Origin of the sequence: Rhizobium rosettiformans (assembly GCF_016806065.1) — a bacterium.
Taxonomy (GTDB): Bacteria; Pseudomonadota; Alphaproteobacteria; order Rhizobiales; family Rhizobiaceae; genus Allorhizobium.
The window spans coordinates 2718353-2741434 of the sequence record NZ_CP032405.1; the positions used below are offsets into that span (position 1 = coordinate 2718353).

Sequence of the window (23082 nt, forward strand, 5' to 3'; positions counted from 1 at the left end):
GACGCGGCTTCCCTCACAGGCCGAACCGGATCACGTAACGCGTGCCGCCGCCCATCTCGCGGGTGATCTCGCCGCCCACCTGCTTGACGAAGGCATCGACGAGGCGGGTGCCGGAGCGCCGCGCGGTCTCTTCCTCCATGCCGATGCCGTCATCGGCAATGGTGAGGCGGGCCTGACCGTCGTTTTCGGCTGTCAGCGTCAGGCGGATCGTGCCGCTCTCGCGGTCGGCAAAGGCATGTTTCACCGCATTGGTCACCAGTTCCAGCGTTGCAAGCGCCAGCGGCGAGGCCCGGTCGGCCGGCAGCAGAATTCCGTTTGGCAGAACGGCCTCGAGTGTGATGTGACGATCTTCCGGCACCAGCGTCGCCGGGTCGCAGGCGCGGGTCAGGAGTTCGCCAAGATCGATCTTCTCGCCATGGCTGGAACGATAGAGCAGGTCATGCACCTCGGCCAGCGCCCTGACCCGCATCTGCAGCGCCTGCACATCGACACTGCCGCGCCTTGCTTGCATGTTGATGAGGCTCGTCACCAGTGCGAGATTGTTCTTGATCCGATGGTTCATCTCGCGCACGAGCTCGGCCCGTTGATGCGCAAGGTTCTCCGCCTCGGCTCGCTTCAGCGCCTGCCGGTCGCTTTCGCGTTGAACCAGCATGCTGCGTCTCGCAAGCGACGTCGCAACAAGCGTGAAGGCGCAAATTGCGAGCATCAACAGCCAGACGGGCAGGGCGCTGCGGATGGTGGCCGCACGAATGCCGTCGATCGGCACGCCGAAATTGGCGACGAGGGGTATGCCGCCGAGCCGGCTGAAGGCGTAGATGCGCCGGATACCGTCGGAGACCGCCAGCGCCTCGTAGACACCTTCATTGCTGATCGCCATGTTCTGCCGCGCCGGTGTGTCGGGTTCAAGAACGATCGGCTCGGCCGGAACCTGGCGCACCAGGAGCTTGCCATCGTCGCGGGTAAGCGACGCCGCCTCGTTTTTCTGAGCGGCAACGCTGCGCAGGAAGGTGCGGCTGGTGTCGGTCGCGATCGACGATACGATCATGCCGCGGAAATCATTGGTGACGAAGGGTGTCGCGACGATGATCGCGTCCTCGCCGCCCGGCTCCAGCTTGATCCGGTCGATGAAGAGCCGACTGCCACCCCGGATCGCGTCGATATAGTCGCGAGACCCCATTTCCATGTCGACCGGGAAGGCACGGCTCGAAGCGAGCATCCGCCCCTCGTCGCTGATCACCACCAGTCCGAAATTGTCCGGTTGGCGACCGTCGAGTCCGGCTAGAAAGCTGTGAAAGGCCTGCGAACGCAGGAAGTCGGCCGGCTCATCGTTGACACGGCTGCGGGCCGCACCATGCTTGATGAGCTCGGTCTCGATCAGGCGCTGGGAATATTGGCGGACAAGGGTGACGGTGTCGACCGCATGATCGGTCGCGATCGCCTTCTGCTCCTGCCAGGCGATCCCGCCCCAGATCAGTCCACCCACGACCGGGATCAGGACACTCCCGATTTGAATGGTCCGGAACCAGCGTAACACCATATCGGGACCCCAGACTGCCAAGCCGTGCGCCCTTTCGAAGTTGCGTCGAAAATTGTTCAAGGCTGTGCTTATAGAGCAGTTCGTAACCACCATTGCAACACGATGACCTGCCCCTGGAACCAGTTTTGCCACCGCAAGTCGGAACGAAGCGATCACATGCCCGTTCGGCAGAGAGGACAAGCCTGAACGCAATCCCCGAATACAATCATGGAGAAAGACGATGACCTCAGACAGCGAAAACCATCGCGAGGAAGGCGTTCGCAAGCTCGCCGAGCCAGCCGGCGCCGCGATCCGCCCCGACGCACGCCGCGAGGCGAACCGGCTGGGCTCCGACACCTATCTCGTCGACCAGGACATGGAAGACAGCGATCAGCGCGAGGGACAGGACGGCCCGGACGGTCGCCCATCGCCGCTCGCCAATGCCGACAATCCGGAGCGCTGAAAGGCCGGGAAGGAGTAAAGGCATGGACTGGCAGGAGATGCTGTTTCAGGGCTGGCCGGGCATTCTGCGCACACTGCTCGTCGGAACGCTCGCCTATGTTACTCTGGTGCTCTTCCTGCGCATCTCCGGCAAGCGAACGCTGTCGAAGCTCAATGCCTTCGATCTGGTGGTGACGGTGGCGCTCGGCTCCACCCTCTCTGCAATTCTCTTGCAGGAATCGATCGCGCTCGCCGAAGGGGCAACCGCGCTCGGCTTGCTGATCCTCCTGCAATACATCGTCACGTTCGCCTCGGTACGTTCGAACAGTGTGGCGAAGGCTCTTCGCTCGGAGCCGACACTTCTCGTACGCAACGGCAGTTTTTGCCACGACGCCATGATGCGACAGCGCATCACCGAGGATGAGATCAAGAGCGCGGCCCGCTCCAGTGGCCGCGAAAGCCTCGATCAGGTGGCGGCCATCGTGCTGGAGAGTGACGGCACGCTCAGCATCATCGGCGAGCCGCGCTGATCACACATTTTTATCCGCTGAGCCATCCGTCTTGCCGCGATGCACACTCTGTGTCCCCCGTTCCCCCTGCCAGGGCCAGCGACCGGAAATCTCGACTTCCAGCGACAGGCTGAGGAAGGTCCTGATGATCACGATCACGCCGAGCACCACCACGGAATCGAGGCTAGGCTCCACCGCCACCGTGTTGATGATGTCGCCGGCCACCATCAGCTCGAGCCCGAGCAGGATCGCCCGTCCCATGCCGGCCCTCAGATTCCCATAGGCGTCCAGGCCGCGCGGGCTCTTCAGATAGGCAAATCCCGAGACCGTTATGCCGATGACGATGACAGCGACGCCGACCGCTTCGATCACCCGGGTGATGATGTGCATGATGCTGACGAAATCCATGGCTCCGGCTCCCCTTTGATCAGGGTGCAACGTTCCCCCATCCGATCGATTTCCACAATCGCCAAGAGATCACGGCACCTTTCGCTGCGTCGTGCGTTGATGAGACGAACACCGTCCATATCGAGAAGCAGGGAGACCCCGATGCAGGATTTCGATCTCAGCGCCATGACCGAGGACGAGCTCGACCGTTTGATTGCGGATGCGACCCGCGAACGCGAAACGCGCAGCAATCCGGATGAACGCAAAGCCGACGCCGACGGCGTCCGCGGTCAGGACGTCAACGACCCGAAGCACGGCGCCATCACCACGCCCGCCCCGCATCAGGTCCGTGAACATGGGCCCGAGGGTCTGGAGCCGGGCGCGCGCGTCGAAGGAAGCCGCGTGATCGATGCCGATGAGGCCGCTGGTACGGATATCGAGCACGCCGCCCGCCGCGTCGTCTGACCAGAACCGTCTGATACAGTTTCGATGGCCTGCCCCCGGCCATCCGGCCGCCATGCATCGCCCCCCGGATGCATGGCGGCCCTTCTTTTGGACCATACGGTTCCGAAGCCGTCGCGTGTCCAGCCTGAGAGACTGAAGCCAGAAACCTAGGCCGACCAACTCCGCCCGCCACATTGCCAGCCGGAACTCGCCGCGCTAGACCGGGCCGGTGATCACAGCTTTCGCCGCCTACACAGCGCTTTTCCTGGCAGCTTTCCTCGCCGCGACCATTGTCCCGGCGCAGTCCGAGGCCGTGCTGGTCGGCCTGATCCTCGCGAAAGAGCAGCCGGTTGTCCTGCTGCTCCTCGTCGCAACGGCAGGCAATGTGCTCGGCTCGGTCGTCAACTGGCTGCTCGGCCGCTTTATCGAGCATTTCCGCGCCCGTCCCTGGTTTCCCGTCTCCGAACAGAAGCTCGCCCGTGCCGAAGCCTGGTACCGGCGCTTCGGCATCTGGTCGCTGCTACTCTCCTGGGTGCCGATCATCGGCGATCCCTTGACGGTCGTCGCGGGTCTCCTGCGAACGCCGTTCCCGACCTTCCTGATCCTCGTCACCATCGCCAAGGCCGGGCGCTACGCCGTGCTCGCCGCACTCACCCTCGGTCTGATGTGAGCCTGGCCGTCTGTCCCGGCTTCAAGCAGGTTGCAGAACTCAAGCGGTAAACTTCACGCCCGCCGCCATCGCCGCCGAAATCAGCGCTTTTCGCCCGTCCTCTTCCTTGGCCTTGCCCTGGGCCACGGCGCCGAGCACCAGAAGCGCCTTGTCCAGCACCTCGCTCTCTTCCTCCGGCCAGTCCTCGATCAACGCCCAGGAGGCGCCGAGCGAGCTGTCGACCACCACATCCTCGCCCTCTTCGCCGATCCCGTGCAGGATCACGGGCTTGCTCCAGGTCTTCGTCATCGCTTTCACTTTCCTGTCTTGCTGCCACCTTAAGGGTCGGTGGCCCGATCTGGGATCTGCATAACCGAGAGTGACGTCCGTCGCCACGCTTTCTGATCTCGGCGGCTATATGGACCGGATGTGCCGTTGCCGCAATTCGGCATGGCAGACCAGCAGCGGGCAAAGATTGACTTTCGTCCGTTCCGGGAACATCTCTTCGTCGTGGGCGCCCGTCAGGAGCGCGCCAACCAAAAGGACCAGGAAGATGAACCCCGACAGTCGAAGTTCGACGTCACATATTGGGCCGAAGCCCCGTCTCTAGTCCTGCATGCGCATGGGGAGGCGGGCTTGACGTCCGCCGAAGGAGAGACCCATGCTGCGCCTGTTTTCCCGCGAAGCCGACCACCTCGTGCCCGTTGATTCTGCCGTTCTCGTCGAAGCGCGCGCGCCTGTTCCAGCGCTTGCCATGTTCGGGGCAGGGGACGAGGCTCTGGCGCCAGCGGCTGCCCCATCCATCCCGATCTGGTTCGACCTCGTCAATCCGGAGCCCGGCGAAATCCGGCTCGTCGAGCAGGCATTGGCGATCGCGCTGCCGACCCGTGACGAGATGGAGGAGATCGAACTCTCCGCGCGCCTTTATCAGGAGGACGGTGCCGAATTCATGACCATGACCGCGCTTGCCGGCCTCGATGGCGACGATCCGGTGAAGACGCCCGTCACCTTCGTCCTGAAGGGCGCAAGCCTCGTCACCATCCGCTATGCCGATCCGAAGCCCTTTGCCGCGTTCAGCGCCCGGGCCTGCCGGCCGAACGGTCTCGCCTGCATCAGCGGTGACACGGTCATGCTCGGTCTCCTGGAAGCGATCATCGATCGGCTCGCCGACGTGCTGGAGCGCGCCGGCAACGAAATCGATGCCGTTTCCCGCGGGGTCTTTCGCGCCAAGACCGCAAAGGGCAAGACCGGCAGCAAGGATGACGGCAAGGGCAAAACCGGCGCCAGCAGCCGCGACCTGCAGGCGCTCATCGAACAGATCGGCCGCAAGGGCGACCTGATGACGGCGACCCGCGAAAGCCTGGTCTCGATCTCCCGGCTCGTCGCCTATCACGCCGCTCTTGAAGTGCCGGTGCGCAAGACCGCGAAGGACATCCGTCAGCGGATCAAGCTCCTGCAGCGCGATGCCGGCTCGCTTGGCGACCATGCCGAATTCCTGCAGGACAAGGTCAATTTCCTGCTCGATGCGACGCTCGGTCTGATCAATCTCGAGCAGAGCCAGATCATCAAGATCTTCACCGTCGCCTCGGTCGCCTTCCTGCCGCCGACGCTGGTCGCGTCGATCTATGGCATGAACTTCGAGACCATGCCGGAACTCAGCTGGAAGATCGGCTATCCGATGGCGCTGGGGATCATGCTGCTCTCCGCGCTCCTGCCCTTCCTCGTCTTCAAGCGCAAGGGCTGGCTCTGACCAGGAAGCGCCCGGCAGCCCCTGATGCTGCCGATCCCTGGCTGCTCATGCCTTCACGGCAAGGACGAACAGCCGGGGAAAGGCGAGAAGCCGCCGCCCGTCCGCCATCGGCGGATAGGCGGCGTCGATCCGCTGCAGATAGGACTGCCGAAAGGCCTCCCGTTGCTCAGGCGCGACGGCGGCCAGATAGGGCCTGAGCCCGGTGCCCTCCACCCAGGCGACGATCGCCTCGGCATCGCGCATCGGGTGGTAGTAGACGGTGTGCCAGACATCGACCGATAAGCAGTGCGGCTGCAGGCGCTGCAGATAGTCGGCCGGCCGTGGCAGCCCGGCGTGGCGCAGGCGGCCACCGGCAAAGGCTTCCGACCACGGACCGTCGGCCCCCGTCTCCTCCATGGCAAGATGGCTGGGCTCGCCGAGATTGTCGGGCATCTGGACCGCCAGCACGCCGCCGGGCTTCAGCCCCTCCATCAACCGTTCGAAAATGTCGAGATGGCCGGGGAGCCACTGAAAGACGGCATTGGCGAAGAGAAGATCGACCGGCACCTCCGGTTGCCAGGTCGCAAGATCGGCCTTGACGAAGGGGATCTCCGGCAGGCGCGCCCGTGCCTTTGCCAGCATGTCGTCGTCACTGTCGATCCCGCTGACGGAGCATGCACCGAAGCGCGCAACGAGAAGCTCCGTCGAGTTGCCCGGTCCGCAGCCAAGATCGATCACCCGTTCGGCGGAAGGCAGCGGCACCCTTGCGAGAAGATCGCGCGCCGGCCGCGTCCGCTCGTCCTCGAAACGGAGATATTGCGTCGCCGACCAGCTCACGCCGGTGCCTCGACCAGGCCGGAGAGCGACGACAGCACCTTGTCGGGGAGAAATTCCATATATTCGTCCGGTGCACCCGACCGGTTGATCCAGTGGCAGGTCATGCCGAAGGCCTTGGCTCCGGCAATGTCCCAGCGATTGGAGGATTGGAAAGCGATGTCGGGGGCGGAAATGCGCAGGCTCGACGTAACCAGCGCATAAGCCGCTGGCGCCGTCTTGTAGATCTTGAGAGGGTCGACTGAGAAGATCTCGTCGATCAGATGCCCGATCCCGGCCGCATCGACCGCGTCTTCGAGCATGGCGGGCGTGCCATTCGAGAGGATCGCGATCCGTGCCCCGGTCTCGCGCAGTGCTGCCAGCACGTCTGGCACCTCGGCAAAACAGTCGAGCTTGCGATAGGCGTCGAGGAGATCCGCCCGCAGACCCTTGTCGACGCCGGGATATCGGGCAAGGCAAAAGTCGAGCGCATCTTCGGTGAGCGCGCGAAAATCCCGGTATTGCCCCATCAGGCTGGTCACCCAGGTATATTCCAGCTGCTTCACCCGCCAGAGATCGGACAGCGCCTGGGCATCCGGCCCGATGGCCGCAGAATGCCGGCGCACCGCCGCATGCACATCGAACAGCGTACCATAGGCATCGAAGACATAGGCTTGGCGCCCGGACCCGGTCCTGCCGTCAGCATGGGATGCGATCGCGTCTGTCATGAAGCTTCCTCCTTGAAGGAGGGTAGGGCGCAGGCGTCGGCCGTTCAAGCGGGCAGGGGCCGACCTCAAATCACAATCAGCTGCGACGCGCCGCGAGCCGCTTCCGGTCGTGTTCGACAGTCGAAAAGCCGCGTGTCGTCAGCCGGAATTGCCGCTTCTGGAATTCGCCACGCACCTCGATCAGCCCCTGTTCCTCAGCCTCGGCCAAGGTCTTCAGGCTCGTGCCCTTCGGCGGCGTCTGCCAGTCGCGGCCTTGAGCGGCATGCAGCAATACCATGATCTTGATCATCGGGGTCTTTCTCTTGGCATGGCCGATCGCAGCCGTCCCAGTCTTAGGGCTACGCCGCTGATCGCTGACGCGAGCACCGCGAATGTCCGCCGGCGCGCCAAAACCTGAATTATGTGTTCCTATGCCTGAGGTTTCAGGCTCCAGCAATGACCGGATTTGCAATCGCTGGCGAATAGCTGCGAGCTTTGACTCCTAACGCTTCTGTCGAGGTGCACTCTTTTTCATCGAGGGTGCCAGTGGGCCGCTCCCGCTAGCGGGGAGAGCAGGCGGCCCCTCTCGAACAAACGTCGAATCTAACTTTTCTCGCCATGGCGAAAGCGTCAAGTCAGGTATTTCCTCGTCAGTCGACGGAGCCTGATTGACTACATCAGCCATCAAATTTCTCCTTTGCGTGAATCGCTTCCCAGATCATTCTCTTGCTAAACCGACGCAATACTCGACGGGTGCGATGGGTAAAATTGTCAGATCAGTTTCTCGCTGGATATTCTCGGGATTTATCTTGGGGGCTGCCCTTATGGTTTTCAACAAAATCTCAGGACAATTCTTAGATGAGCTCCTCGCAAACATTGGCTTGAATGGCGCTGCTTTCGTAGCCCCTTTCTTAAAAGGCGTTCAGCATACGTGGTTTCAGATATTGGTTTTTGTTTTTGCCGGTTTCTCAGCAGGTGTTCTGGCCCACCACTATGCGACAGTTTATGATCGAAGCAGGCGTCTCGACCTGCAGCTTGCTGGCGTGAAGCTGTCCGAGCTTGAGCGATCACTCGCCGAGATTGAAACTCAAATCTGGGCAAGTCCACCGCAGTTTGAGCTCGGTGCACTGGAACGCGTGGTGAATCAGTGCCGCTCTCTGGAGTTAACTTTGAATGGGTTCGGCCTAGAAACGCCGCAACTTGCTTATGAAGTAGATCCTGTGGGCTACATCGAGAGAATGCGTCGTTACGCCTCTAGGTTGGCGCCTTTAATTGAAGAGGGACACAAATGGCATGCAATCGAGGTGTCTAGAGACCTATCAGGCGCATTGAGTAACGAGGCTCCATAGCCATGGCGTCTTCTGCGGATGTCCATCACCCACCCAGATCCTGATCGATCTCCGTCAGAGCCCGGTCCACATGCCCCTCGAAGACAAGCGTCTCCTCCTCGGTGATAATAAGGATTTCCGGCGCGCCGCGCACGCGCACATGCTGCGATTGGCCCAGCCCTTCGTCGAGCCCTCGGGTGAGCAGGTCCATGAAGCGCGTGCCCGGCCCGGTGATCGCGATCGGCATGGTTTCCTCGGCAAGGCTCAGCATGCGCGACAGTCCCTGGCCAAGCGCAAGCCCTGCCTGCCGAAAGGCATATTCCGACGCCCGATGCCCCTGGCGGGCGCGGCTTGCGATCTTTTCCATCTCGGCCAGCGGCACGAATTTCGCCGGGATCGTGTCCGGCGGTACTTCAAATGCCATGCGCAGAATGCCGTAAAAGCCGGCGGAGGCCTCAATGCAACCGATCGCGCCGCAGCGGCAGAGCTTGCCGTCGCTCGCATGCAGCATATGGCCGAAATTCGGCGCCCGGATTTCGAGATCGCCATGCTGGTCGCGATACGCGATCCCAAGCCCGATCGAGTGGCCGAGCGACAGCGTGGCAAGTGAGGCAAGCGGTGCGCCCCTGTTCTTCTCCAGCCGAAGCGCCAGCGCATGAGTGACGAGCAGGCTCTCGTTGAAGAGGTGGATCCGGCTGCCGCTGAAGTCGGAAAGGGCTGTCTCGAAGTCGAGCTCCTGATAGCCGAAAACCGGTGACCACAAAAGTTTCGCCCCCTCGCGGTCGACCAACCCCTTGCTGGAAATCGAAATGGTCGAAATCGAAGACGCTGGCAGACGCGACCGCTGTATCAGCCGTTCGAGGGCCGCCCGGAAGCCGTCGAGAAAGCGCTTCGGCGATTCCGTCCCCTGTTCGCGCGCCTCCTCGAAACGGTCGATCATCGTGCCGCGATAATCGGCGAGCGAATATTGAACCGCATGCGAGGAGATGCGCGCCGCAATCACATGGGCGGCGTCTCGGCGCCGGGCGAAAAGCGCACGAGGACGGCCGCGTTGGCCGGCATTCGCCACCTCGCGCCGTTCCAGCAAACCATTTTTCTCGAGATGCGAGGTAATTGCCGAAACGGTCGCCGAAGAGAGCCCAGTCGCCGTGGACAGATCGGTATGGGCAAGCGGCCCTTCGCGCCTGAGCACCTTGAGCACGAGCCCGTTGTTCTGATGGCGAACGGCCTCGGTGCTCGCCCTCGGACTGGCTGTCATGTTGGGCTTATCGCCCGCTCTCGTCTGGTCCACCGCATGCTCCTCCCAAAGCATTTGGCAACTGTCTTTGCAAGCCTCCTCCGGCTCGTGTTGACAGCGTGAGAATCTTCTGACAGTTATTTTCTCGACTGTCGAGAAAAACCATTGGACGGGGGTCCATGGGGTAAGGGCAGTTTCGCAGCGGGTCGTAGGTTGGGAGGTCTTCCGACGGTCCGCTTTCACCTTGGGAGGTTTTAAAAATGAAATCCGTTATGAAGCTGATGGCAGCGACTGCCGTCATCGTGAGCCTGCATTCTGTCGCCAATGCCGAAGGTCTGACCGTCGGCGTCTCCTGGTCGAACTTCCAGGAAGAGCGTTGGAAGACGGACGAGGCAGCGATCAAGGCAGCACTCGAAGCCGCCGGCAACAAGTACATCTCTGCCGACGCCCAGACGTCTGCCGCCAAGCAGCTCACCGACATCGAAAGCCTGATCGCCCAGGGCGCAAACGCCCTGATCGTTCTCGCTCAGGACTCCGAAGCCATTGCTCCGGCGATCGAAAAGGCGACGGCTGAAGGTATCCCGGTCGTCGGTTACGACCGTCTGATCGAGAACCCGGACGCTTACTACATCACCTTCGACAATAAGGAAGTGGGCCGCATGCAGGCTCGCGAAGTGTTCAAGGCGAAGCCGGAAGGCAACTACGTCTTCATCAAGGGCGCCTCGACCGATCCGAACTCCGACTTCCTCTATTCCGGCCAGGTTGAAGTGCTGAAGGAAGCCATGGATTCCGGCAAGATCAAGAACGTCGGCGAAGCCTACACGGACGGCTGGAAGCCGGAAGCTGCCCAGAAGAACATGGAGCAGTTCCTGACCGCCAACAACAACGCCGTTGACGCTGTTGTCTCGTCGAACGACGGCATGGCCGGTGGTGTTGTCGCCGCTCTAGAAGCCCAGGGTCTTGCCGGTTCCGTTCCGGTCTCCGGCCAGGACGGCGACAAGGCCGCTCTGAACCGCGTCGCACTCGGCACCCAGACCGTGTCTGTCTGGAAGGACAGCCGCGAACTCGGCAAGAAGGCCGCTGAAATCGCCAACGAACTCGCCGCTGGCAAGTCGATGGACGAAGTCGAAGGCACCGTGAAGTTCTCCGGCGGTCCGAAGGGCGTCGAAATGAACTCCTACTTCATCGCTCCGCTGCCGATCACCAAGGACAACCTCAACGTCGTCATCGACGCTGGCTGGATCTCCAAGGAAGAAGCCTGCCAGGGCGTTGCCGCCGGTTCTGTTGCCGCCTGCAACTGATCCTGAAGTGACTGACCACAGAGCTTGAGCCGGAACGCCGCAGCCTTTTGCGCTGCGGCGTTTCGACTGGTCGAGAGCATCGCGGCAGCAAGGTATCGGCTGGCTTTAAGGGGCCACCGCAGACCTCAGCAACAGCCGCCGAAGAACGTCAGATGCCTCGATCCGCATGGCGGGTCCAATGCCCGCAAGTCCGCGCAAGGCGCGGCCCTTCGCAAGCCGACAAACGACTGGGGAGAATTTTTCGTATGGCGGATCACAGCCTTGCCACACCCGCGCATGGTGCCCGGGCATCCAATGTTTCAGCGCTCAAGCGCTTCTTTCAAGCCACCGAAATCGATACGCGCCTGCTCGGCATGGTCATCGCCCTCGGGTTCATCTGGGTCGGCTTCGACATCCTGTCGAACGGCCTGTTCCTGACCCCGCGTAACCTCTGGAACCTCTCGGTCCAGGCGGCCTCCGTTTCGGTCATGGCGACGGGCATGGTGCTGGTCATCGTCACCCGCAACATCGACTTGTCCGTCGGCTCTATCCTCGGTTTCGTCGGCATGATCATGGCGGTGCTGCAGGCCCGCATCCTGCCGCCGATCATCGGCTTCGAACATCCGATGATGTGGATCATCGCGCTTGGCGCCGGCATCCTCGTCGGCACGGCGATCGGTGCGCTGCATGGCGCAATCATCGCCTTCCTCGGCGTACCCGCCTTCATCGTCACGCTCGGCGGCCTGCTCGTCTGGCGCGGTGCAGCCTGGATGGTCACGTCTGGTGCGACCGTGGCACCCATGGATACCACCTATCGCCTGATGGGCGGTGGTGCCGATGGTTCGATCGGCGTGACCGCAAGCTGGGTCGTCGGCCTCGTCGCCTGCCTGATGATTGTGCTCACCATCCTCAACACCCGCCGTCAGCGTCGTCGCTTCGGCTTCCCGCTGCGTCCGGTCTGGGCCGAGTATTTCCTCGTCATCTCCGGCTGCATCGCGGTTCTCGGTGCCGTGTGGGTCGCCAACAGCTACTACATGCCGGTCAACCTCGCCCGTCGTTATGCCGAAGCCAATGGCATTGCCTGGCCGGAAGGTGGCCTGCAGATTGGTCTCGGCATCGCCGTTCCGGTTCTGATCGCCATCGGCATCGCCATGGTCATGGCCTTCATTACCAACCGCACGCGCTTTGGCCGCTATGTCTTTGCGATCGGCGGTAACCCGGAAGCTGCCGAACTCGCCGGCATCAAGGTGAAGTGGGTCATCGTCAAGCTGTTCGCGCTGATGGGTGCGCTCTGCGCCATCGCCGCCGCCATCTCGACGGCCCGCCTGAATGCCGCGACCAATGCCCAGGGCACGCTCGACGAGCTCTATACCATCGCGGCTGCCGTCATCGGTGGCACCTCGCTTGCCGGCGGTGTCGGCACCATCGCCGGCGCCATGCTCGGCGCCATCGTCATGCAATCACTGAACTCGGGCATGGTTCTGCTCGGTCTCGACACACCGCTCCAGAGCATCGTCATCGGTATCGTGCTCGTCGTCGCGGTCTGGCTCGACACCGTCTACCGCTCGCGTGCGAAGTAAGGGGAGTTGAACTCATGTCTGAAAATCGCACCCCCCTCGTGGAAATGCGCAACGTTTCCATTTCCTTCGGCGGCATTCACGCCGTCGACGACGCCTCGATCGACCTCTTCCCGGGCGAAGTCGTGGCCCTGCTCGGCCATAACGGTGCCGGCAAGTCGACCCTGATTAAGATCCTCTCCGGCGCCTACAAGCGCGACAACGGCGATATCCTGGTCCGCGGCGAGTTCGCCGACATCAACAATCCGCGCGACGCCAAGAAGTACGGCATCGAAACGATCTATCAGACGCTCGCCGTCGCCGATAACGTCGATGCCGCCGCCAATCTCTATCTCGGCCGCGAGCTGCGCACCGCCTGGGGCACGCTCGACGATGTCGCGATGGAAGCCAAAGCCCGCGAAGTCATGGGGCGCCTCAACCCCAACTTCCAGCGCTTCAAGGAGCCGGTGAAGGCACTGTCCGGCGGTCAGCGCCAGTCGGTGGCGATCGCTCGCGCGATCCTCTTCGACGCCCAGATCCTGATCATGGACGAACCGACGGCCGCCTTGGGCCCGCAGGAAACCGCCCAGGTCGGCGATCTCATCCAGCAGCTGAAGAAGGACGGCATCGGCATCTTCCTGATCAGCCACGACATCCACGACGTCTTCGACCTCGCCGACCGCGTCTTCGTCATGAAGAACGGCCGTGTGGTCGGCCATGCCCGCACCGAGGATGTCACCAAGGACGAAGTCCTCGGCATGATCATCCTCGGCAAGTGCCCTCCCGGCGCTGTGCCCGGACCGGGCGCCATGCAGGTGGCGTGAGCCGCTGCAACGCTTCGCACATACTTAAGGGGGCCTCGGCCCCCTTTTCATTTTTGACCGTGGTTCTGGATGGGGAAGGGGGCTGGCTGGAGGCTTCCGCCTCGCGCCAAGAGCAGTCATACTCTGACCTGACGCTAACGCCGTGTTTCAATCGGAGCGAGAATTATCGCTAGGCTCGACGGCGTCTTCCGCCGACAGGTATTCGGCCCTACAGTGGGACAGCGAGTTTGCGAGGTGCAAAATGATCGTCGCGCAGATTTCCGATATTCACGCAGCGCCGGGCAACGATAATTTGTCACGTCTCGCTCGTGCAGTGTCATGGCTTGCCGAAGTCAAGCCTGATGCTGTTGTGCTGTCGGGAGACCTTATCGATGAGGGGTGGACAGAGGGATATGCTGAAGTCGGGGGGCGCCTTAACGAGCTAAATTGTCCTGTTTTGGTGGTTCCAGGAAATTCAGACAATCGGCGTGCGCTTAGCTCGGCATTCATGAATCGTCACGGTCAGGTCGATAGCAGGGAAGCTATTCATTTCAGAGCCGAGTTCGGCGCAATTCGGTTGGTAGGGTTGGACACTACCCTATATGGATCGGCGGCCGGTGACGTAGCTCGCCATCTGGACTGGCTGAACCAAGCTCTATATCTCCCCGGAGCACAATCAACACTCATCTTCACGCACCACCACGTCGTGCCATGCGGGATTCCACCGATAGACGCGGTGATCGCGCAGGGACGAGAGGAGCTCAGTGCACTGTTGACCCAGCGCTCCGTTAGACCACTGGCAATCTCGTCCGGCCACGTACACCGACCTATGAGCGCGACTCTCGCGGCGATACCTACCCACATTTGCGGCTCGATCTGCGCCGCAAACCCACTTTGGTTCGGAGGCCCTACTGCTCCTGCCGTGAATGATCCGCCCATGATTATGGTTCATCGGTTCTCATCCGATGGATTGATCAGCAGTCATGTCGGCGTCTGAACGGCCGGTTGGGCCAACGGCCGTCATGGCGCAAAAGCGCCAAAAGCGGTCATACGCTACAGAGCATTCAACTTCAGGAACGTGTACCAGCAAGACCTGTTGACTTGGGCCTCGACTTCGACTTGCCCCAGTGGCTGAGCCGTGCTGGTGGCGTCTCCTTGACCACTTCGATATTGAGCTTTGTCTCTAAGTCGGCTTTGAATTTTGCTGCGTTGCGCGCGCCCCAGATACCAAAAAAGCACATCCCAGTTTTACCGTTCTTGTAAATAGCCGCACCACCGAACGCATCCGAGAGTCCGCCTTCACCGATAAGGCCGCCGGAGCCGTAGACTGAAATAACTGCCTCCATTGGCGCTACGGCCACAACAGTGTCAGGCGACCGGGAGAATTCGTCGCTTCGGAACTGATAAACAGGGATTATAGCGTTGGACATGATCGGACTATACTTGTGGCAACCGAGGCCGCAAGGCCGCTTCGGGCCAAACGCGGACGATGACTTTCCTTGCCCCTTGGACAAAAGAAATCGTCGGCCTTTGTTGCATTCGGATCTCCCGCCGCCTCACGCCGCCCGGCGCATGCCCGGCTCGCCCGGACGGCTCTGCCCGCCGATCTCGAACTTCCCAATCAGCTGGAACAGCGCTTCGGCCTCCCTGGCCAGGGAATGGCTGGCGGCAGTCGATTCCTCGACCATGGCGGCATTCTGTTGGGTGCCTTGGTCCATGATGGCCACGGCTGTGTTGATTTCCTTCAGACCGCTTGCCTGTTCGTTTGCTCCATCGACGATCGCCTTGACATTCATGCTGACGGCCTGGAACTGCGAGACGATCTGTTCCAGAGCCTGACCGGTGTCCATCACCAGCGTCACGCCGCTCTTCACCTGCTCGCCGGATTTGCCGATCAGCCCGCGAATATCCTTGGCCGCGCTGGCAGAGCGTTGCGCCAGTTCGCGCACCTCCTGGGCGACGACGGCGAAGCCTTTGCCACTTTCGCCCGCCCGCGCGGCCTCCACGCCCGCGTTCAACGCCAGAAGATTGGTCTGGAAGGCGATCTCGTCGATCACGCCGACAATACTGGTGATTTCCTTCGACGAATGCTCGATTGCCTGCATGGCGGTGACGGCACGCTCGACGATCGCGCCGGAGGTTTCGGCCGCATGGCGTGTATCTTCTACCTGCTGTCCGGCTTCGCGCGCCCTGAGACTGTTACTGGCAACGGTGGTGCTGATCTGCTCGAGCGCTGCGGCTGTCTCTTCGACAGAGGCAGCCTGTCGCCCTGTGCGTTGGGCCAGATCGTCGGCAGCCGAATGGATCTGTCGAGAGCCGGCGGCGATCGCCTGCGCATTCTCGCCCACCCGGCGCATCGCATCTTCCAGTGTGGCCACAGCGCTGTTGAAATCGGTTCGCAAGGCATCCAGTCGCTCGGCGAAGGTCTCGCTGATCCGGTAGGTCAGGCGGCCCTTCGACAATTCTCCCAGAGCATGGCCGATACTATCGACCGCAAAGCGGACTTCAGCTGCATCTTTCGCGGCCAGTCGCTCCCGTTCTTGCCGCTGCTGTTCGGACAGGGTCCGGTTGTCTTCGGCCTCCTTCTCCAGCCGAACCCGTTCGCGGGCATTGTCGCGGAAGACGGCAACAGTCGAGGCCATCACGCCGATCTCGTCGCGACGGCCTTCGCCGTAGATGGCCACGTCGAGATCGCCATGCGCCAGCCGGTCCATGGCCGCAGTGATCGAACTGACCGGGCGGATGACGCCGGCCGTGACGGTCCAGATCGAGAATGCCGCAACGCCGGCCGCCATCACAGACAGCGCCACCATCAGCGTCGTCAGCATGGACTTCAGCGCATTGCCGGTCGCCAGATTCTCCTTTGCCACGCGGATCTGCAAGTCGATCAGCCGGGATATCTCGGTGCCGAGCGGATCGATCGTCGGGTAGAGCTTCTGGTCGGCGAAGCTGGCCAGTCCCTGCATGTCCTTGGCCACAAGCAGTGCCTGCAACTCCTTCACGCCTGCATCAGCTTCCTGCCGCACTATGAGAAACTCGTCGGCAATGGCCTTCTCCTCAGGCGTCAGGTAGGTAGCGATGTATTCCGCCCATTTGCTTTCGATCTTGCCCATTGCGGCATCGACGCTTTGCTGCCCCTGCTCGACGCTGAAAGCGCCGGACCGCACCTTGTGCACGGCATCGACAATCTCGACTGCATAGGCATCGGCAATCACCTTGAGTTGCTCCATCGGAACGACGCGATCAGCCACAATTGAGTTGGCGAGCTTCGATTGCTCGTTCATCGCAAAGAAGGAGAAGGCGGAAATTACAACGATGACGGTGGTCAGAAGGGAGATGCAGGCCAGCAATTTCACTCGGATGCTCATGATTTCCTCAGAAGCCTGTAAGGTTTGAATTCACAACGGCGCAGGTCATCGCATTACGGGTCACGGCCACAGCCCTGATCTTGCTGTGGCCCCTGTCATGGGCAGCGTGCATTTCGGCCTGCGCAACGAAAGCCAAGGCGTGCGCGAATGCCGATCTCTACAAAATCTAGGAGTGATCTGTTTACGCTTTGCTAAACCCTGTGCTCAAATGCACAATGAGCGTAAGTATTTGCGCAAATTCAGAACAATGCCGGGTTTATCGCGGCGCCCTTGCGTGCATGACCGGGCGCCTATGATCGGCACATGCATCATCTGTAGCCAGGGAATTATGTCGGGCTAGCCGACCCAACCCTCACGCCCCCTTGACCAACGCCCCGATCGTCCCGCCGACCAGGAGCACGATCCCGATCAGGAAGGTCAGGGCCGCCCCCGGTCCGCGCGTTTTGGCATCGGCGTAGTATTCGGCGGCGTAGAGCGCCCGTGCTGCCGTCCAGCCAAGGCCGAGCAGTCCGGCCAGGATGTCGGAGACGTAGAAACCGAAGATCCACAGCGACGGCAGAAACAGCACCAGCTGCTCCACTGTGTTCTGCTGCACCCGGAAGATCCGCTCGAAATCGGCATTGCCGGTCGTCTTCGGCGCCTCGACGCCGAATTTTCGGCGCGCCTGGCCAACCTTGAGCAGGAACCAGCAATAGGTGAGGAGGGCGGCAAAGGTCGCGAGAATGGTAAAACGCATTGTCTATCCGAAGCGTGAAAAGGCATTGGTAACCATTGATTGGTAGGCGGCGTGGGGTGAGAAGGCAAGCAAGCAAGATTACCGGGTCGACAGGTTCGTGATGGTCCTTCGGCTTGTCGTCTGCAGGCTTTTCCGCCATCATTGCCGCATTGCTTCGGCCACCCGCCGATCCGTCTTCATGCCGAGAAACGAAGAGACCCGATGACTTCCGATCCTTTCAAGTTTGGCCGCGCCTACGACCTGCATGAGCTGGTCGCCGACGGGATCATCCATGGCATCGGCGTGGTCTTTGCGCTGGTCGGCGCGACCGCGCTGATCTTCTACGCCACCGTCTATTCCGACTATGCCAATATTGCCGCCAGCTGGATCTACGGGCTGGGCCTGATCATCTCGCTCGGCGTCTCCTTCACCTACAACATGTGGCCGCATTCCCGCGTGAAATGGATCCTGCGCCGCTTCGACCATTCGGCGATCTTCATCCTGATCGCCTCGACCTACACGCCCTTCCTCGTCCAGGGCGCAGATCGCCCGATGATCCTGGCGCTCCTCATCGGCATCTGGATCACGGCGTTCACCGGCATCTGGCTGAAGTTCCGCTTTCCCGGCCGCTATGACCGTCTCGCCATCCTGCTCTATCTCGGCATGGGCTGGAGCGGTGCGCTCGCCATGGGCCCGATCTCTGAGATCATTCCCGGCGTGACCCTGACGCTGATCATCGTCGGCGGCTGCATCTATTCCGCCGGCGTCGTCTTCCATGTCTGGGAACGTCTACGCTTCCAGAACGCCATCTGGCACGCCTTCGTCGTGACGGCCGCCATCGTCCACTATTCGGCAGTCTTCACGGCCATCAGCCTGGGCTAAGGGGCCTCAACCTTTCCCGACCGTCATCCTCGGGCTTGTCCCGAGGATCTACCGAGGCCGGCCCCGGTCTCGACGCTTCCGCTCTCGTCACACCCGTTGCAACGGCAATGGATGCTCGGCACAAGGCCGAGCATGACGGCCTAACGCCTAAGCCCCTCAGATCCCCGTCATCTTCGCCTGCTTTTCGATCTGCTTGGCCACCTGGCCGGCACCGATGCGAAAGCCTGCAAGCGTCATCGGAAAACTGAGCGCCAGCGACACCGCCGCCAGAACCAGTGTCGCCATGCGCGGCGTCATGCCCATCTGCGCGGCAAGAAGCTGCAGTTCGGCGCCGGTGATCCCGTTCACCCAGATGATGGCAAGAAGGATCAGCGAGCCGATCAGCACCGCGAAGACGGCGAGCAGAGCCGAAAGCTTGAGGCTCAAACCCCAGCTCGGCCGGGCCTTCAGCCGCTGCGCGACGAAGGTGCCGGCAGACGAGCCGGCGGCCATCAGCACGGCGACATTGCCGGCCGAAGACAGGCTGTCGCCCCAGCCGAAATTGTCGAGCACCAGCACGAGAAGATAGATGAACAGCTGTGCGGCGACAAAGACGAGCACATAGCGGGTGAGGAGGCCGGGAAGCATGGAGGTCATGAAATCTGTTTTCCGTCTGTAATGGTCTTGCCTTTGCACCCTTGTTGCCTGATGTGTCGATGCGGCGAAGTATCGCCCGTCACACCTCGATCCCGCATGGCGGTTTTTCCGCCAGAAATTGCAGAAGCCGCATCATGCCCCTCATTCTCCGCGACGCAACGCCAGCCGATCTTCCCGCCATCCTCGCCATCTACAATCACGCCGTCGCCGAGACCACCGCGATCTGGAACGAAACGCTGGTTGATCTCGACAACCGTCGCGCCTGGTTCGATCTCCGCCAGACGAGAGGCTTCCCTATCCTGGTTGCCGACATCGACGGAACGATCGCGGGCTATGCCTCCTATGGTGACTGGCGCCCCTTCGATGGCTTCCGCGCCTCGGTCGAACATTCCGTCTATGTCGAGAAGGATCATTACGGCCAGGGGCTTGGCAAGTCGCTGATGACGGCGCTGATCGAGCGCGCGAAGACGGGCGGCATCCACGTCATGGTCGCCGCCATCGAAGCCGGGAACACGGGCTCGATCGCGCTCCACACCTCCCTCGGCTTCCGCCTTGTCGGCACCCACCACGAAGTCGGCCAGAAATTCGGCCGCTGGCTGGATCTGACGATGATGGAGCTGAAGCTGGGCTGAGGGGTCACCTCTCCCTCGAGGGGGAGGTCGCCGCAAAGCGGCGGGTGGGGGGGATAGCACCGAGGCCAGACCGAAGTTCACCCCACCCCGGAGCTCCGCTCCGACCCTCCCCCTCAAGGGGAGGGTGTAATCTTCGCGCAGACGCTCAGCCCTCATCCTGAGGTGGGAGCGAAGCGATATCAGAAGGACGAGGGCGGATGGGGGCGTCGGGGCCTCGATCCTTCGAGGCCTGCTGGCGCAGGCACCTCAGGATGAGGAGAGCCCGAAGCACCCACTTCTCCTCAAGGGGAGGGAAGTTGCCTTACAGCAGCTTCAGTAGCTTCTTCGCCGCCTCTTCCGACGAGGCCGGGTTCTGGCCGGTGACAAGCTTGCCGTCGGTCACCACATAGACGCCCCAGTCGGCGCCCTTTTCATAGAGACCGCCGCGCTCCTGCAGCATGTCCTCGACCAGAAAGGGCACGACGTCCGTCAGGCCAACGGCCTCTTCTTCCGAATTGGTGAAGCCCGTCACCTTGCGGCCCTTGACCAGCGCTTCGCCATCCGTGCCCTTGACGTGGCGCAGAACGCCCGGTGCATGGCAGACAACACCGATCGGGCGATCCTTCGCAGCGAAGGCCTCGATCAGCGCGATGCTGTCCCGGTCTTCGGCCAGATCCCAGAGCGGGCCGTGGCCACCCGGATAAAAGACCGCGTCGAAATCGGCGGGATCGATATGCGACAGCGGCGTGGTCGAGGCCAGCAGCTGCTGCGCCGTCTGGTCCGCCTTGAACCGATCGGTCGATTCGGTCTGGGCATCCGGCTCGTCGCTCTTCGGATCGAGCGGCGGCTGGCCGCCCTTCGGCGAGGCGAGCGTGATCTCGGCGCCGTCATCCTTCATCACGTAATAGGGGGCGGCGAATTCTTCGAGCCAGAAGCCGGTCTTCTTGCCGGTATCGCCGAGCTGGTCATGCGAGGTGAGAACCATGAGGATTTTCATCGGTGTTTTCCTTTGTGTTGTCTTGGGAGCATTCATGTTTGCTTCGAAGGCCTCGCCCTTCGAGGTCCGGCTGCGCCGGACACCTCAGGGTGAGGGGAGATCTTGGTATTTCAGGCGACAGACGCCCCTCATCCTGAGGTGCCCTCGCAAAAGCGAGGGCCTCGAAGGATCAGTTGCGCGGGGTCAATCATCCGGCCCGACGCGGATCACCCGCTTGCCGAAGGCCTCGCCACGCAGCAGACCGATAAAGGCGCTCGGCGCCTGTTCCAGCCCGTCGATCATCTCTTCGCGGTATTTGATTTTGCCGGCCTCGACCCAGCCGGCCATCTCCTTCGAAAATTCCGGATAAAGATGGCCGAAGTCGTCGAAAACGATGAAGCCGCGCACGGTGACGCGCTTCTTCAGGAAGAGCCCCATCAGCCAGCCCAAGCGGTCCGGCCCGTCGGGAAGCGACGTCGCGTTATACTGCGCAATCAGGCCGCAAAGCGGGATGCGCGCAGCCGTGTTGAGAAGTGGCGCGACCGCATCGAACACCTCGCCGCCGACATTCTCGAAATAGATGTCGATACCGTCGGGCACCGCCTGCTTCAGCGCATTTGCAAAGCCGTCGGCCTTGTAGTCGATGCAGGCGTCGAAGCCGAGCGTGTCGGTGGCATGGGCGCACTTCTCCGGCCCACCGGCAATGCCGACGACCTTCAGCCCGAGGATTTTGCCGATCTGCCCGACGGTCGAGCCGACAGGGCCAGTCGCGCCGGCTACGACAAGCGTCTCGCCGGCCTTGGGCTTGCCGATCTGCTTGAGGCCCGACCAGGCGGTAAAGCCGGGCATGCCGGTCACGCCGAGCGCCCAGGACGGATGGCTGGGATTGGCGCCAAGCGGCGTCACGCCTCGGCCGTCGGAAAGCGCATAGTCCTGCCATCCGGTGAAGCCGACGACCCAGTCGCCTTCCTTGAACCCTTCGAGCTTGGATGAGACCACGCGCGACACGGTACCACCGACCATGGTCTGGCCGATCTCGACCGGCGCCGCATAGGAGGGCGCATCGCTCATCCGCCCGCGCATGTAAGGGTCGAGCGAAAGGAAGACGGTGCGCAACAGCATCTGGCCGTCTTTCGGTTCGGGAATGTCGACGGTCTCGAGCCGCAGTGTCTGATCATTGGGTTCGCCTTTCGGGCGTTCAGCCAGCACGAAGCGGCGGTTGGTATCGGTCGATTGCGGCATGGAAATCTCCTGTCTTGCAAGGCCTGTCCGTCTCGGCCGGGCCATGAGCACGATGTCCGTTCGATCGTCGATCGCGCCTTGGCGCGAAGGCGACGGCCATGAGCCATGACAACGGCACCCGGATGGCGTTGTTCCATGACATCCTGTCGCGGTCATGGCAGTAGGCAGGGGCAGCGCTCCTCGCCTCCCCCTTGAGGGGGGAGGTCGCCGCGAAAGCGGCGGGTGGGGGTGAAAACGTCCGGCGGGTTGGATGCACTGGGCAGAGCCGATGCCTTGCCCCATCACCCCACCCCGGAGCTGCGCTCCGACCTTCCCCCTCAAGGGGAGGGTGGTGAAGCCGCGATCTTCCTCTTCTCCCCAGCGGGGAGAAGGTAGGGTGAAAGGGGGGGATAAGGGAGCGCGAAGCGCAAGGCAGTCGATCACGGGTCCGCCCACCCCCTCAGTCGGCCTCCGCTCCGAGCACGGCGGTGCCCGCGCCGCCTCACTCGATCCGCACCCGCGCCATCTCGCCGCGAATGCGGATCTCGGGCCTGGCGCCGGGCGTGTTCGGCAAGGCGCTATCGACGAACGAGGCGACGGCCTCGACGCCGTAAGAAATCGGCGTCGGCACGAGGAACATCACGGTCGCATCCAGCATCTTGCCGGAAATGCGGATCTCCTCGGTGTTCATCACCCGCTCGAAGGCAAGCCGTGCCCGCAAGGCTGCGCCCGACACGGCGACGGAGGCCGCATGGCCAGTCAAGGCGAAGTCCCCGGCATCGCTGTTGATGGTGATGGCGCCGAAGTCACCGGCAAGCCGCATGCGCGCTGCATCCTGGCGGATCGAGATCCGGGTCTGCGGCGGCAGGGTGGCCGTCAGAGACAGCGTGCAGTCGTCCCAATCGTTCCAGCCGAAGAAACCGCCCCGATCGCCCATGTCGACATAAAGCGTGTCACCCTCGCGCCGCATCTGAGCCTCACCCATGCAGTCGCCGGCAAACCAGCCGGACCGCCAGATCGCGCCCCAGCCATGCCGTGTGCCTGAGAGAACAGCTTCCCGCGCGCCGTCGCCCCCGGTGGAAATGGAGATGTCGCTCGAAGCCCCGGTCACCGAAAGCTGCGTCACGCCGGTGAGATCGATCGGACCGGACAGCGCGTCGCTGGCCCGGATCATCTGCACGCTGCCGTCGATGATAGCGAGGCCGATGATGCCGCCGAGGATGGAAAGAAGGATGGTTCGTTTGCGCATGAAGGGCACTCCTGATTTGGCACGT

26 protein-coding genes are annotated in these 23082 nt (G+C 62.2%); 12 read left to right on the forward strand and 14 right to left on the reverse strand.

Going from position 1 to position 23082, the window contains the following annotated elements; translation table 11 throughout:
- Positions 1 to 13 precede the first annotated feature (13 nt).
- Complete coding sequence (locus D4A92_RS13160; RefSeq protein ID WP_203013854.1) at positions 14 to 1537, reverse strand: sensor histidine kinase; 1524 nt, start codon at positions 1535 to 1537, stop codon at positions 14 to 16.
- Between the two features lie 220 nt (positions 1538 to 1757).
- Between D4A92_RS13160 and D4A92_RS13165 the strand changes: the two genes are divergently transcribed.
- Positions 1758 to 1979, forward strand: coding sequence for a hypothetical protein (locus tag D4A92_RS13165; RefSeq protein ID WP_203013857.1), 222 nt, complete (start codon positions 1758 to 1760; stop codon positions 1977 to 1979).
- Positions 1980 to 2001: 22 nt separating this feature from the next.
- Positions 2002 to 2487: a DUF421 domain-containing protein gene (locus tag D4A92_RS13170; RefSeq protein ID WP_203013860.1), complete on the forward strand. Its 486-nt coding sequence runs from the start codon at positions 2002 to 2004 to the stop codon at positions 2485 to 2487.
- Here D4A92_RS13170 and D4A92_RS13175 read toward each other — a convergent pair whose 3' ends face one another.
- Positions 2488 to 2874 (reverse strand): DUF1622 domain-containing protein, encoded by a 387-nt coding sequence (locus tag D4A92_RS13175; RefSeq protein ID WP_203013862.1) that lies wholly within the window; start codon positions 2872 to 2874, stop codon positions 2488 to 2490.
- Between the two features lie 141 nt (positions 2875 to 3015).
- On the opposite strand from D4A92_RS13175, the gene D4A92_RS13180 reads away from it, so the two are divergent.
- Both D4A92_RS13180 and D4A92_RS13185 read left to right on the forward strand, forming a co-directional pair.
- A complete protein-coding gene (locus tag D4A92_RS13180) occupies positions 3016 to 3318 on the forward strand; it encodes a hypothetical protein (protein WP_006727184.1) in 303 nt (100 codons plus the stop codon).
- A gap of 211 nt (positions 3319 to 3529) precedes the next feature.
- Positions 3530 to 3967 carry a YqaA family protein gene (locus D4A92_RS13185; protein ID WP_203019955.1) on the forward strand — a complete coding sequence of 146 codons (438 nt, stop codon included), beginning with the start codon at positions 3530 to 3532 and terminating at the stop codon, positions 3965 to 3967.
- A gap of 39 nt (positions 3968 to 4006) precedes the next feature.
- On the opposite strand, the gene D4A92_RS13190 is transcribed toward D4A92_RS13185, so the two are convergent.
- Entirely contained in the window at positions 4007 to 4255 is a 249-nt protein-coding gene (locus D4A92_RS13190; protein WP_203013865.1) for a DUF982 domain-containing protein, read from the reverse strand.
- 352 nt (positions 4256 to 4607) lie between these two features.
- On the opposite strand from D4A92_RS13190, the gene D4A92_RS13195 reads away from it, so the two are divergent.
- The gene (locus D4A92_RS13195; RefSeq protein ID WP_203013868.1) at positions 4608 to 5696 is read left to right on the forward strand and encodes a magnesium transporter CorA family protein; all 1089 of its coding nucleotides are present in this window, start codon (positions 4608 to 4610) and stop codon (positions 5694 to 5696) included.
- 45 nt (positions 5697 to 5741) lie between these two features.
- On the opposite strand, the gene tam is transcribed toward D4A92_RS13195, so the two are convergent.
- The 3 genes from tam to D4A92_RS13210 form a co-directional block, all read right to left on the reverse strand.
- On the reverse strand, positions 5742 to 6512 hold the full coding sequence (gene tam / locus D4A92_RS13200) for a trans-aconitate 2-methyltransferase (protein WP_203013871.1): 771 nt from the start codon (positions 6510 to 6512) through the stop codon (positions 5742 to 5744).
- On the reverse strand, positions 6509 to 7216 hold the full coding sequence (locus tag D4A92_RS13205) for a haloacid dehalogenase type II (protein ID WP_203013874.1): 708 nt from the start codon (positions 7214 to 7216) through the stop codon (positions 6509 to 6511). Before D4A92_RS13205 ends, tam begins: the two co-directional genes overlap by 4 nt.
- 76 nt (positions 7217 to 7292) lie before the next feature.
- Positions 7293 to 7505, reverse strand: a complete 213-nt coding sequence (locus tag D4A92_RS13210; protein ID WP_006727191.1) for a hypothetical protein — start codon at positions 7503 to 7505, stop codon at positions 7293 to 7295.
- Positions 7506 to 7863: 358 nt separating this feature from the next.
- Here D4A92_RS13210 and D4A92_RS13215 point away from each other — a divergent pair, with 358 nt between their 5' ends.
- The gene (locus D4A92_RS13215; protein ID WP_203013877.1) at positions 7864 to 8544 is read left to right on the forward strand and encodes a hypothetical protein; all 681 of its coding nucleotides are present in this window, start codon (positions 7864 to 7866) and stop codon (positions 8542 to 8544) included.
- Between the two features lie 25 nt (positions 8545 to 8569).
- Here the strand turns inward: D4A92_RS13215 and D4A92_RS13220 are convergent, their stop codons facing one another.
- Positions 8570 to 9781, reverse strand: coding sequence for an ROK family transcriptional regulator (locus tag D4A92_RS13220; protein WP_203019956.1), 1212 nt, complete (start codon positions 9779 to 9781; stop codon positions 8570 to 8572).
- A gap of 239 nt (positions 9782 to 10020) precedes the next feature.
- On the opposite strand from D4A92_RS13220, the gene xylF reads away from it, so the two are divergent.
- The 4 genes from xylF to D4A92_RS25325 all read left to right on the forward strand — a co-directional run bounded on the left by xylF (position 10021) and on the right by D4A92_RS25325 (position 14396).
- Positions 10021 to 11061 carry a D-xylose ABC transporter substrate-binding protein gene (gene xylF / locus D4A92_RS13225; protein WP_006727194.1) on the forward strand — a complete coding sequence of 347 codons (1041 nt, stop codon included), beginning with the start codon at positions 10021 to 10023 and terminating at the stop codon, positions 11059 to 11061.
- A gap of 245 nt (positions 11062 to 11306) precedes the next feature.
- Positions 11307 to 12620 (forward strand): sugar ABC transporter permease, encoded by a 1314-nt coding sequence (locus D4A92_RS13230; RefSeq protein ID WP_203013880.1) that lies wholly within the window; start codon positions 11307 to 11309, stop codon positions 12618 to 12620.
- Between the two features lie 14 nt (positions 12621 to 12634).
- Positions 12635 to 13420 carry an ATP-binding cassette domain-containing protein gene (locus D4A92_RS13235; protein ID WP_006727196.1) on the forward strand — a complete coding sequence of 262 codons (786 nt, stop codon included), beginning with the start codon at positions 12635 to 12637 and terminating at the stop codon, positions 13418 to 13420.
- A gap of 241 nt (positions 13421 to 13661) precedes the next feature.
- Positions 13662 to 14396: a metallophosphoesterase gene (locus tag D4A92_RS25325; RefSeq protein ID WP_203013883.1), complete on the forward strand. Its 735-nt coding sequence runs from the start codon at positions 13662 to 13664 to the stop codon at positions 14394 to 14396.
- 73 nt (positions 14397 to 14469) lie between these two features.
- On the opposite strand, the gene D4A92_RS13245 is transcribed toward D4A92_RS25325, so the two are convergent.
- The 3 genes from D4A92_RS13245 to D4A92_RS13255 form a co-directional block, all read right to left on the reverse strand.
- Complete coding sequence (locus D4A92_RS13245; RefSeq protein WP_203013886.1) at positions 14470 to 14829, reverse strand: hypothetical protein; 360 nt, start codon at positions 14827 to 14829, stop codon at positions 14470 to 14472.
- 126 nt (positions 14830 to 14955) lie between these two features.
- Positions 14956 to 16767 carry a HAMP domain-containing methyl-accepting chemotaxis protein gene (locus D4A92_RS13250; RefSeq protein ID WP_203013889.1) on the reverse strand — a complete coding sequence of 604 codons (1812 nt, stop codon included), beginning with the start codon at positions 16765 to 16767 and terminating at the stop codon, positions 14956 to 14958.
- Between the two features lie 352 nt (positions 16768 to 17119).
- Positions 17120 to 17503 (reverse strand): MAPEG family protein, encoded by a 384-nt coding sequence (locus D4A92_RS13255; protein WP_203013892.1) that lies wholly within the window; start codon positions 17501 to 17503, stop codon positions 17120 to 17122.
- Between the two features lie 201 nt (positions 17504 to 17704).
- Between D4A92_RS13255 and trhA the strand changes: the two genes are divergently transcribed.
- On the forward strand, positions 17705 to 18364 hold the full coding sequence (gene trhA, locus D4A92_RS13260) for a PAQR family membrane homeostasis protein TrhA (RefSeq protein WP_006727200.1): 660 nt from the start codon (positions 17705 to 17707) through the stop codon (positions 18362 to 18364).
- 156 nt (positions 18365 to 18520) lie between these two features.
- On the opposite strand, the gene D4A92_RS13265 is transcribed toward trhA, so the two are convergent.
- Positions 18521 to 19000: an ABZJ_00895 family protein gene (locus tag D4A92_RS13265; RefSeq protein ID WP_203013894.1), complete on the reverse strand. Its 480-nt coding sequence runs from the start codon at positions 18998 to 19000 to the stop codon at positions 18521 to 18523.
- Positions 19001 to 19134: 134 nt separating this feature from the next.
- Between D4A92_RS13265 and D4A92_RS13270 the strand changes: the two genes are divergently transcribed.
- Positions 19135 to 19632, forward strand: coding sequence for a GNAT family N-acetyltransferase (locus D4A92_RS13270; RefSeq protein ID WP_006727202.1), 498 nt, complete (start codon positions 19135 to 19137; stop codon positions 19630 to 19632).
- Positions 19633 to 19933: 301 nt separating this feature from the next.
- Here the strand turns inward: D4A92_RS13270 and D4A92_RS13275 are convergent, their stop codons facing one another.
- From D4A92_RS13275 to D4A92_RS13285, 3 genes are all read right to left on the reverse strand, one after another.
- Positions 19934 to 20608: a type 1 glutamine amidotransferase domain-containing protein gene (locus tag D4A92_RS13275; protein WP_203013897.1), complete on the reverse strand. Its 675-nt coding sequence runs from the start codon at positions 20606 to 20608 to the stop codon at positions 19934 to 19936.
- 183 nt (positions 20609 to 20791) lie between these two features.
- Positions 20792 to 21829 (reverse strand): NADP-dependent oxidoreductase, encoded by a 1038-nt coding sequence (locus tag D4A92_RS13280; protein ID WP_203013900.1) that lies wholly within the window; start codon positions 21827 to 21829, stop codon positions 20792 to 20794.
- A gap of 481 nt (positions 21830 to 22310) precedes the next feature.
- Entirely contained in the window at positions 22311 to 23057 is a 747-nt protein-coding gene (locus D4A92_RS13285; RefSeq protein ID WP_203013902.1) for a hypothetical protein, read from the reverse strand.
- Positions 23058 to 23082 lie beyond the last annotated feature (25 nt).